This window comes from Burkholderia sp. WAC0059 (assembly GCF_002870125.1).
Lineage (GTDB): Bacteria > Pseudomonadota > Gammaproteobacteria > Burkholderiales > Burkholderiaceae > Paraburkholderia.
This window is the reverse complement of record NZ_PNEO01000018.1, coordinates 73668-85097: the sequence shown is the minus strand read 5'-3', so window position 1 is coordinate 85097 and position 11430 is coordinate 73668. Positions and strand designations below refer to the sequence as shown.

At 71.6% G+C, this 11430-nt stretch carries 5 protein-coding genes; 1 reads left to right on the top strand and 4 read right to left on the bottom strand.

The window, feature by feature from the left end; genetic code table 11:
• Window positions 1-72: 72 nt before the first annotated feature.
• From glgB to CY652_RS18300, 4 genes are all read right to left on the bottom strand, one after another.
• A complete protein-coding gene (gene glgB, locus CY652_RS18315; RefSeq protein WP_102132133.1) occupies window positions 73-2286 on the bottom strand; it encodes a 1,4-alpha-glucan branching protein GlgB in 2214 nt (737 codons plus the stop codon).
• Entirely contained in the window at window positions 2279-5869 is a 3591-nt protein-coding gene (treS, locus tag CY652_RS18310) for a maltose alpha-D-glucosyltransferase (RefSeq protein WP_102132132.1), read from the bottom strand. The genes glgB and treS overlap by 8 nt, the downstream gene beginning before the upstream one ends.
• Entirely contained in the window at window positions 5866-9504 is a 3639-nt protein-coding gene (locus CY652_RS18305) for an alpha-1,4-glucan--maltose-1-phosphate maltosyltransferase (protein ID WP_102132131.1), read from the bottom strand. Before CY652_RS18305 ends, treS begins: the two co-directional genes overlap by 4 nt.
• Before the next feature lie 322 nt (window positions 9505-9826).
• On the bottom strand, window positions 9827-10480 hold the full coding sequence (locus CY652_RS18300) for a DUF1345 domain-containing protein (protein WP_102132130.1): 654 nt from the start codon (window positions 10478-10480) through the stop codon (window positions 9827-9829).
• Between the two features lie 165 nt (window positions 10481-10645).
• Here CY652_RS18300 and CY652_RS18295 point away from each other — a divergent pair, with 165 nt between their 5' ends.
• Window positions 10646-11383: a metallophosphoesterase gene (locus tag CY652_RS18295; protein WP_102132129.1), complete on the top strand. Its 738-nt coding sequence runs from the start codon at window positions 10646-10648 to the stop codon at window positions 11381-11383.
• Window positions 11384-11430: the final 47 nt, after the last annotated feature.

The following is an 11430-nucleotide window of genomic DNA, read 5'->3' as shown; positions in this document are numbered from 1 at the left end:
CGCGGGCTTCCTTGCGCCTCGTCCGGCGCGCGCGACGTGTCGTGCCGCCGCCCGTTCGCGCGAGCACGCCGCTCATGGCTGCCTCCCGAGGATCAGCGTGCCGAGCGGCGGCAGCACGAGCGAGGCCGACTGCGGCTGGCCGTGGCTCGCCACGTCCTCGGTGACGACGAGCCCGCCGTTGCCGACGTTCGAACCGCCGTAGGCCTCGCTGTCCGTATTGATGCGCTCGATCCAGCGGCCCGGCAGCGGCAGGCCGATCCGGTAGCCGTGGCGCGGCACCGGCGTGAAGTTGCAGACGGCGACTACCTCGCGGCCTGCGCCGTCCGTGCGGCGCCAGGCGAGCACGCTGTTGCCGGCGTCGTCGGCGACGATCCATTCGAAACCGGCCGGTTCGCCGTCGAGCGCGTGCAGCGCGGGCTCGGCCGCATGGAGCCGGTTCAGGTCGCGCACGAGCGTCTGCATGCCGCGATGCAGCGGGTCGTCGAGCAGGGACCAGTGCGGGGCGCCGTCGGGATCGAACTCGGCGGACTGCGCGAGCTCTCCGCCCATGAACAGCAGCTTCTTGCCTGGGTGTGCCCACATGAAGCCGAAATAGGCGCGCAGGTTCGCGAAGCGCTGCCAGCGGTCGCCGGGCATCTTGCCGATGAGCGAGCCCTTGCCGTGCACGACCTCGTCGTGCGAGAGCGGCAGCACGAAGCGCTCGGAGAACGCGTAGACGAGGCCGAACGTCATCTGGTGATGGTGATGGCGGCGGTACAGCGGGTCTTCGCGCAGGTAATGCAGCGTGTCGTGCATCCAGCCCATGTTCCATTTGAAGCTGAAGCCGAGGCCGCCGTCCTCGACGCGCGCGGTCACGCCGGGCCATGCCGTCGATTCCTCGGCGACGGTGACGACGCCGGGCCGCCCCGGCACGTGCCGCACCTCGTGGTTTAGCCGTCTCAGGAACGCGATCGATTCGAGGTTCTCGCGTCCGCCGTGCGCATTGGGCACCCAGGCGCCGGGCGCGCGCGAATAGTCGCGGTAGAGCATCGAGGCGACGGCGTCCACGCGCAGCCCGTCGACGTGATAGCGGTCGAGCCAGGCTAGCGCCGAGGCGAGCAGGAACGCGCTCACTTCGCGGCGGCCGAGGTTGTAGACGAGCGTGTTCCAGTCGGGGTGCAGGCCTTCGCGCGGGTCCGCGTGCTCGTAGAGCGGCGTGCCGTCGAATTGCGCGAGGCCGTGCGCGTCGTTCGGAAAGTGCGCGGGCACCCAGTCGAGCAGCACGCCGAGGCCGGCCTCGTGCGCGCGGTCGACGAACGCGGCGAAGTCCTGCGGCGCGCCGAGCCGCGCCGTGGGCGCGAACTGCGCGAGCGGCTGGTAGCCCCACGAGCCGCCGAACGGGTACTCGGCGACGGGCAGCAGTTCGAGGTGCGTGAAGCCCATGCCCTGCGCGTAGGGGATCAGCCGGTCCGCGAGCGCGGCCCAGCCGGCCGCCGGTTCGCCGAGCCAGGACGGCGCATGGACCTCGTAGATCGAGATCGGCGCGCGCGGGCCCTGGCGCTGCGCGCGCGGTTCGAGCCAGGCCGCGTCGCGCCAGCGGTAGCCGTCGAGCGCGCCGTCGTCGGCGATGACGGAGGCCGTGGCCGGCGGCCGCTCGGTCTGCCGGGCGCAGGGGTCGGCCTTGAGCGGCAGCACGTCGCCGTGTGCGCCGACGATCTCGTACTTGTAGCGCGCGCCGGCTGCGACGCGCGGCACGAACAACTCCCAGACGCCGGCCGCGTGGCGCAGCCGCATCGGATGGCGGCGGCCGTCCCAGCCGTTGAAGTCGCCGACGACGGCCACGCGGCGCGCGTTCGGCGCCCACACGGCGAAGCGCACGCCGGGCACGCCGTCCTGGACGAGCATGCGCGCGCCCAGGCAGTCGAGCACGGCGTAGGGGTCGCCGTCGGCGAACCGCCGCAGCACGTCGTCGTCGAGCAGCAGGCCGAACGAATAGGGATCCTCTACGTTCTGGCGCGCGCCGGGCCAGTCGATTGCGAGCCGGTAGGCAGCGCCCGATCCGATGCCGTCGACGCGCCCGGCGAACAGTCCCGCGGGATGGATACGCGCGAGCTCGCCGAGCGGCCGCGCGTCGTCGCGGGCCACGACGGTCACGCGGGCCGCGCCGGGCAGCAGCGCGCGCACGTAGGGTTGGCCGTCGATGCGGTGCAGGCCGAGCAGCGCGAACGGATCGGCATGACGCGCAAGGACGAGCGCGTCGATCTCGTGCTCGCTCAGACCGGCCGCCGGGTCGCGGCCCTCACCCATGCGGGCCTCCTCCGCCGGGGGCCGGAGACGGGCCGCCCGTTGCCGGCGGATTTTGCGCGCCCGACGATCCCGACGACCCGGCGGGACCAGAGGGACCGGAAGGGCCAGAAGAAGGGCCGGCGGGACCGGCCGGGTCGCCGGGCATCGGCGTGCCGAGCACGCGGCTCGCGAGCGCTGCGAGCCCGCGCACGGGCAGGCCGAGCCAGGCGGGCCGGTTGGCGGCCTCGTAGCAGATTTCGTAGGCGGCCTTCTCGATCAGGAAGAGGTCGAGTAGCGCCTGTTCGTGCGTGGCGCCGACGAGCGGCACCGGCGAGGCGGCGGCCGCTACGCGGTACTGGCTCAGGAATGCCTCGGCGGCATGGCCGCGGAAGCGGTCGAAGAGGATGCGTTTGCGTTCGGCCATCGGTTGCGGCGCGCTCTCGGTCGTCGATTGCGCGGCCGCGCCCGCATACGAAAGCGAGCGCAGCAGCCCCGCCACGTCGCGCAGCGCGCAGGTCCTGGCGCGCCGCTCCTCGAGCGTGCGCGCGGGTTCGCCCTCGAAGTCGATCAGATAGGCGTCGCCCTGGGCCAGCAGCACCTGCCCGAGGTGGAAGTCGCCGTGGATGCGGATGCGCCAGGCCGTCGCGTCGGCGGAGACGCGCTGCGAGAGCGCGTCGAGCAGCGCCGCGCGATGCGCGACGAGGTGCGAGACGAGCGCGAGCGTTTCGTCGGCGAGCGCGGGCCGGCGGCGTTCGAGGCCCAGGGCGAGGAGATCGAGCGCGCGCGCGAGCATGTCCTTCGCACCGGCCACCCAGGCCTCGATGTCGCCGGGCGAGGCCGGCTCGGGCGAGAAGGCAGGGTCGTCGCTGGCCGAGGCGAGCGCGGCGTGCAGCTCGCCGAGCCGCCGCCCGATCGTGCCGATCACGGTGCAGTAGCTGCGCACGGCCTCGTCCTCGCTCATGCGCTCGGGTGCGGGCTCGTCGCCCTCGGGCGCGAGCGCGAGCTCGTCGATGGTCCGGCGCAGGTAGTCGAGCGCCCAGTCCCACGCGTTGCCCTGGTTGTCGATGAAGCCCTGCAGGATGGCGAGCGTGTGCGGCACGCCGGCCGGATCGACGCGCACCACCTCGCCGTAAAGCGGCGCCGTGTTCGCGTAGCCGAGCTGGGTCAGGTAGCGGCTCATCTCCGTTTCCGGATGCACGCCCGAGGTCAGCCGCCGCACGAGCTTGAGCACGGCGGCCTCCGCGATCACGAGCGAGCTGTTGCTCTGCTCGGCCGCGAGCCAGCGGATTTCGGGCGTTTCGCCGAGCGCCAGCGCGTCGAAGCGTTCGGTCGGCTCGAAGCGGATCTCGCTCATCTGCACGGTCGTCACGACGGCGCGCTCGCGCAGCTTGCGCAGCACGCCGTGGGCGAAGTGCGGCAGCGCGTAGGCGTCGGTGAGATGGCCGATCGTGCGGCCGCGGCGCACGCGCGCGAGCGCGAGCTGCAGATGCAGCGGCGTGGGCGTGTCGGTGCCCCAGGTGATCGCGATCGGCAGCACGTAGCGCTCGACGGCGCCGCCGACGGGCTCGGCCTCGATTTCGGTGAACGCGAAGCCCGCGCCGACGATCGTCGTCAGCGCGGCGAGGCGCACGCGCGCGAGCGGCCGGTCCTTCGAGGCGAACCAGCGGCGCCTGGCGAGCCACGAAGGCAGTACTTCCGATTCGAGCAACCGCACGTTTTCGGGCGTCGGTCCGGCCTGTCCCTCGCGGATCACGACGGTGACGAACTCGGGCAATTGCTCGGAGACGGGCTGGCTCCACGCGGGCCGCTGGCCGTCCCGGCAGAGCAGGAACCAGAGGAAGCCGTAGGGCGGGAAGGTCAGCAGGTAGGGTAGCTGGCCGATCGAGGGGAACACCGAATCGGCCGTCATCTCCACGGGCGCTGCGCCCGCGAACTCGGAGAGATCGAGTTCGACCGCCTGCGGCGCGCGCGAGAGATTCGCGACGCAAAGGATCGGCGCCTCGCCCGGCATCTCGCGCAGATAGGCGAGGATCTTGCGATTGTCGGGCCGCAGGAAGCGGATCGTGCCGCGTCCGAACGCCTGCTTCGAGCGGCGCGTCGCGAGCATGCGGCGGGTCCAGTTCAGGAGCGAGTGCGGATCGCGGCTCTGCGCCTCGACGTTGATCGCGTCGTAGCCATAGAGCGAGCCCATCAGCGGCGGCAGCACGAGCTGTTCGGGGTCCGCGCGCGAGAAGCCGCCGTTGCGGTCGGCCGACCACTGCATCGGCGTGCGCACGCCGTCGCGGTCGCCGAGGTGGATGTTGTCGCCCATGCCGAGCTCGTCGCCGTAGTAGATGACGGGCGTGCCCGGCATCGAGAGCAGCAGCGAGTTGATGAGCTCGATGCGGCGGCGGTCGCGCTCCATGAGCGGCGCGAGACGCCGGCGGATGCCGAGATTCAGGCGCGCGCGCCGGTCGCTCGCGTAGGTGTCCCAGAGGTAGTCGCGCTCGGAGTCCGTGACCATCTCGAGCGTGAGCTCGTCGTGGTTGCGCAGGAAGATCGCCCACTGGCAGGTGGGCGGCAGGTCCGGCGTCTGCTTCATGATGTCGATGATCGGAAAGCGGTCCTCGCTCGCGATCGCCATGTAGATGCGCGGCATCAGCGGGAAGTGGAACGCCATCTGGCATTCGTCCTCGCGGCCGAAGTATTCCTGCACGTCCTCGGGCCACTGGTTCGCCTCGGCGAGCAGCATCCGGTTCGGGTAGTGGGCGTCGATGGTTGCGCGGATCTGCTTGAGGACGGCGTGGGTCTCGGGCAGATTCTCGTTGTTCGTGCCTTCGCGTTCGACGAGGTAGGGCACCGCGTCGAGCCGCAGCCCGTCGATGCCCATGTCGAGCCAGAAGCGCATGATGTGCAGCACCTCGCGCATCACCGACGGGTTGTCGAAGTTCAGGTCCGGCTGGTGCGAGTAGAAGCGGTGCCAGTAGTAGGCGCCCGCCACCGGGTCGTGGGTCCAGTTCGACGGCTCCGAGTCGATGAAGATGATGCGCGTGCCCGCGTATTTCGTGTCGGTGTCGGACCAGACGTAGTAGTTGCGGTGATTCGAGCCGGGCCGCGCGCGGCGCGCGCGCTGGAACCACGGATGCTGGTCCGAGGTATGGTTGATAACGAGCTCCGTGATGACGCGGATGCCGCGCGCGTGCGCCTCCTGGATGAAGTGGCGCACGTCGGAGAGCTGGCCGTAGTCGGGATGCACGTTGCGGTAGTCGGCGATGTCGTAGCCGTCGTCGCGGCGCGGCGAGGGGTAGAACGGCAGCAGCCAGACGGCCGTGACGCCGAGCGCCGCGATGTAGTCGAGCTTGGCGAGCAGGCCCGGGAAGTCGCCGACGCCGTCGTTGTTCGAATCGAAGAACGACTTCACGTGCACCTGGTAGATGACGGCGTCCTTGTACCAGAGCGGGTCGTTGGTCAGCAGCGAGGGCCGGTTGCGCCGTGCGCCGTGCAGCACGGCGCGGCGCTCCACCTCGGGGACGGTCGGGTCGTGTGCGACGGAGCCGGTCATGCCGGGCGCGCGGGCGAGCACGGACGGCGCGGCGGATTCGCGAGGCGAGATGTCGCGTTTCATGTCGCGCCTCCTGCGGGGCAATCCGCGCCGGGTTCGGGGTGGCCGGCGATGCTTGCGCGGGCACTCGCACTTGCATTCGCGCAGGCGGTCGGCGTGCCGGCCGGCGCGGTGCGCCGCGATCCGGTCTGCAGTTCAGTTTGCGTTTCGATTTGCGCTTCGGTTTGCCATTCGTCCCGCAACTCGTCCTGCAGTGCGGCCCGCAGCTCGGCCGCGTCCGGCGCCTCGCGCGGCAGGCCGCTCGCCGGCGCGAGGCGCCAGATCGCGAACGGCCGCGCCGGATCGAGCCGCACGTGCTGCCAGCGCCCGTTCCAGGCGAAGCGCGCGCCGTTCATCTCGTCGACGACCGCGAGCGCCGCGTGGTCGTCGAGCCCCCAGCGGCCGAACGTGTCCGGCGAAAGCGCGAAGTCCGCGCCCTGCTCGTCGAACGCGTCGAGATTGATCGCGACGACGACGACGTTCTCGCGCGAGGGCGTCGCCTTTTCGAAGCAGAGTATCCGGTCGTTGCGCGCGTCGAGGAACGTGAGCCCCAGGTGCGTCTGGAGCGCCGGGTTCGCGCGGCGGATGCGGTTGAGCGCCGCGATTTCCGCGACGATGTTGCCGGGGCGCTGCCAGTCCCAGGCGCGGAGCTGGTATTTCTCCGAGTCGAGATATTCCTCGCTGTCGGGCAGCGCGCGCGCCTCGCAGAGCTCGAAGCCGCAGTAGACGCCCCAAAGCCCCGAGAGCGTCGCGGCCAACGCCGCGCGGATCAGGAAGCTGGCGCGCCGGCCCGTTTGCAGATGGCGCGGGTTGATGTCCGGCGTGTTGACGAAAAAGTTCGGCCGATAGAACTCGCGCGCGTCGGTCTGCGTAAGTTCGGTCAGGTAGTCGACGAAGTCGCGCTTCGACTCGCGCCAGGTGAAGTAGCTGTACGACTGCGAGAAGCCGAGCTTGGCGAGCCGGTACATGAGGCGCGGCCGCGTGAAGGCTTCGGCGAGGAAGATCGTGTCCGGATGGCGCGCGCGCACGTCGGCGATGAGCCATTCCCAGAACGGCAGCGGCTTGGTGTGCGGATTGTCGACGCGGAAGAGGCGCACGCCCGCGCCGATCCAGAACAGGATCGCGTCGCGCAGCGCGAGCCAGAGGCCGGGCTTCGCGTCCTGCGCGTAGAACTCCGGATTCACGATGTCCTGGTACTTCTTCGGCGGGTTTTCCGCGTAGCGCAGCGTGCCGTCGGGACGCCGGGCGAACCAGCCGGGATGCGCCGCGAGCCACGGATGATCGGGCGAGCACTGGACGGCGAAGTCGAGCGCGATTTCGAGCCCGTGCGCGTGCGCGGCGTCCAGCAGCCGGCGGAAGTCGTCGAGCGTGCCGAGCTGCGGATGGATCGCCGTGTGGCCGCCCCCGGCCGCGCCGATCGCGTAGGGGCTGCCCACGTCGCCGGGCTGTGCGGCGAGCGCGTTGTTGCGTCCCTTGCGATGGGCGAGGCCGATCGGGTGGATCGGCGGGAAGTAGAGCACGTCGAAGCCCATGTCGCGGATGCGCGGCAGCTTCGCGACGACGTCGTCGAACGTGCCGTGCCGCGTTTCGTCGTCGCTCATCGAGCGCGGAAAGAGCTCGTACCAGCTCGCGAAACGCGCGGCCGCGCGCTCGACGTCGATGCGCCGGACTTGCGGGTCGCGCGAGAGGAACGGGCGGTGGCGCGCCGCGCGCACGGCCGCGGCCGTCGCCGGCGCGGCCAGCAGCGCGCAGCGCGCGTCGGCGTCGGCGGCGGCGCCGAGGAAGCGCCGGACGATCGCGTCGAGCGCCGCGAGCGCGGACGGGTCGCCGTCTGCGCCCGTTTCGGCCGTGGCGAGCACGAGCGCGAGCAGGCGGCTCGCCTCCTCGAATTCGAGCTCGACGTCCTGGCCGGCCGCGCGCTTTTTCTGCAGATGATCGACGAGCGAGGCGAAGTCGTCGCGCCAGGCGATCACGACGAACTCGTGGCGGCCGACGCGTTGCAGCGGAATTCGCGCGTGCCAGAGGTCGGTGCCGGGCGGGTCGAGCGGCGTCATCGGCGTTTCGTGCCAGGCGGTTTCGTCGGCGGCGCGCCAGAGCACGGCGGCGTCGAGGCGGTCGTGGCCGTCCGCGAAGATCGCGGCGCGCACTTCGACGCGCTCGCCGATCGTGCGTCTGGCGGCGAAGCGGCCGTGCTCGACCGAGGGCGAGACGCTTTCGATCGCGATGCGCGGCGCGCCGAGCGCCTCGGTCACGCTGCGCTGGCCGCTCGTCGGATGCTTCGCGAGGTCGGCCGGCGGCGCGAGCACGACGGGGGGGCTCGCGAGCGCGCTGAAGAGCCGGCAGGCGCCGGCCGGCAACGCGAAGACCTCGGGGATCTCGGCGGCCGCGCGGGGCGAGGCATGGGCCGTCAGAGGCGACCCGCCGTCGAGCGGCGTGAAACGTGTGAAGTTGCCCGGCACGCCGTCGAGGAGCCGGGCCATCTCGACGCGCACCGGCGCGTCGAGCGACGGGTTCGCCAGCACGAGTACCGCCTCGCCGGCCTCGCGCGGATCGGCGCTATCGCCGCGCAGCAGCGCCGCCACGGGCGCGTCGGGGCTGCTCAGCATGCGCCACGCGCCGTTGGCGGAGGCGATCCACGTCTCGCGCTGGAGCGCGTTGCAGGCGGCGATGTCGGCGCTGAGATCGAACGGCGCGCGCGCTTTCGCGTCGGCGTACGCGGCGGCGCTGCCGCTGGCGGGTGAGACGGCCTCGCCGATGCCGTACTCGAAGCCCATCGGCACGAGCCAGCCCGTGCCGAGCGCGGCGGCGGCGCGCATCAGACGCCGGTAGCCGGCCCTGACTGTGTGCGGGTCGGCCGCGCCGTCGAAGTCGCGCACGAGCCGCGTGCCGTACGGCGCTTCCGGAAACGCGACGGGCGAGCCGACGCGGCGCAGCACGTCGTGCTCCTCGACGAGCCAGCTCGAGGCGAAGTCCCACCAGCGCAGCGACGAGAACGTGGCGTCGAAGCCGGCGCCTTCGAGCCGCGCGATCTCGTCGCGGGCGAGGCCCGGCGTGGCGGCGAGCCAGCGCATCTGCGGATGGCGCGCGCGCACGGTCGCGCCGAGCGCGCGCCAGAAGCCCGGCGGCGTGCGATGGGGCGAATCGAAGCGGAAGCCGCCGAGGCCCGCGTCGCCGAGTTCGACGAGACGACGGGTCCACGAGGCGAGGAGCGGCGTGCCGTTCGTCGCGGCGTCGCGCGCGAAATCGGCCCAGACGGCGTTCGCTTCAGGGTGCCCGTCGCGCGGATCGAGCCGGGCGTCGCCGGGTTCGAACGGAAGGAACGAGCCAGGGTTCGCCGTGTGGAGCGCGCCGCCGGCCGCCACGCGGTCGAGCGCGAGGTCGGCGAGCAGCGTCAGGCCGTGCTCGCGCGCGGCCGCGCAGAGCGTGCGCAACGCCGCGTCGGCAGGTTGCGCGGCGGCGAGGGCCGGATGCAGCCGAGCAGAGTCGGCGACGAGGCGGCCGTCGCCGTTCGGTCCCGGTTCGAACAGCGCGCCGATCAGGACATGGTCGAAGCCGAGCGCGGCGGCGTGGGCGAAGCAGGCAGGCCAGGCGTCGAGCGGCCCGACCAGGGCGGAATGGACGAAGTAGATCCGTGGTGCGTAAGCATGGGGAGGTTCCATCGGTCGTCTTCCAGGTGCTTCGGACGGGCGCGTCCGCGGCGCAATGCGATGACGTCGTCCGTCGGTCGGGCTGCCGGAACCGGGCCGCGCCCGGGCGACGCGTCCGGTTCACTAGAGTTGTAGTGCAAAGAACGGTGCGCTGCCTCGTGCGGGTACGGCACGATTTGTCGCCGATAGCACAGCAAGCGGTGTGCCGCAGGCAGGAGAGAAAGTGGGGGCGGGGGGAGAAGGGCGGGACTCGCCCCGGGGAAGGAGCCCGCCGGGTGGGGACGAGCCGCCGTTGCGCCGCCGGCGCCGCAAGCCGTGACGGCGGGGGTTGCCCCTAGAGCATGCCCGCCGCGACGTTCACGCAGAGCCCGAGCACCGCCACGTTGAAATAGAACGACAGGATCGCCTGGGCGAGCACGGCGCGCCGCGCGCTACGGTTCGCGAGGCCGATGTCGGCGGTTTGCGAGGCGACGGCGAGCGTGAACGAGAAGTAAAGAAAGTCCCAGTAGTTCGGCGTCAGTTGCCGGTCGGGGAACGTCAGGGCCGGCGCGCCGGGTGCCGAGGCGTAGTAGAGCCGCGCGTAGTGCAGCGAGAAGATGGTCGGGATCAGGAACCATGCGCCGATCAGCGTCATGCCCGTGAGCAGCGGGTGCAGGATCCGCAAGGCCATGCTCATGTCCTTCGTCGGCGAGGCGAGCTCCAGCACGATGGCGGCGATGCTCGCCACCGTGGCCGTGCAGACCACGAACAGCACGATGACGGCCTTCTCGTCGTCGCGCTGCGCGTGGCGGCGCACCTCGTCCTCGCCGAGGGACGCCATGCGCAGCCAGATCAGCACGAGATAGGTCCAGATGGCCACGTCCCACCCGACGAGCACGCGCGCGATGGCGTGCATCGGTTGCGGGACGAGCGCGGCGCAGACCACGCCGGCGAGCAGGCCGATCATCATGTGCGGCCGGTTGCGGAGGACCTGGGGATAGAGATTCATGGGCGTCGGACCGGTCGGGGAAAAAGGGGCGGGACGATTCTACAGCGGACGGCGCAATGCCCGCGCGATGCAGGGAAGACGAAAGGCGGCCGGCGCCGGGCAGGCACGGCCGGAAGTGTGATTCGCCCCGCATACGCGCCGCGTGCCGAGACCTATCATGAAGGCATGACCTCCGCTAATCCTCCCGCCGTCGTGCACCACGCGGGCAACGACGCGGGTCGCGACTTCGTGGTCGGCGACCTGCACGGTTGCGTCGACGCGTTGCGCTATCTGCTGCACGAGATCCGGTTCGATCCGGTGCGGGACCGTTTGTTCTCCGTCGGCGATCTCGTGGATCGCGGCGCGCAGTCGGAGGGGGCGCTGGCGCTGCTCGACCGGCCCTGGTTTTACGCCGTCCTCGGCAATCACGAGGACACGCTGTGCGCGGTCGCCCAGGGCCGGCTGAGCCGCGATCGCTGGTACGCGATCGGCGGGGAGTGGGCCGCGGCGCTGTCCCACGGGCAACTGGCGGGATATGCCAGGCGGCTTCGCGATTTGCCGCTCGCGCGCGTGGTGGGCCGCGGCGCCGCGCGTTTCAACGTGCTGCATGCCGAGTTCTTCGGCGACGATGCCGAACTCGACGCCGGCGACTTCGACCAGACGGTGCGCCAGCGGATGCTCTGGGGCCGCGAGCTGGCCTATAGCGTCGGCCCCGCGCATGTACAGCCGGGGCTTTCGCGCACGTTCTGCGGACACACGCCGCTGCACGACGTGCAGCACATCGGCTCGCAGATATTCGTCGATACGGGGGCGTTTTCCGCCGGCGGCCGGCTCACCGTGGTCGAGGCCGCGAGCCTGCGTCAGTGGTCGGTGTCGGTCGCCGAGGCGAAGGCCGCGGGCGCGGCGGCGTTGGCGCTGCCCTGAGCGTTGCACCCGCCGCTTGCAAAGGCGCGTTCGCCAGCCCGCCGTGG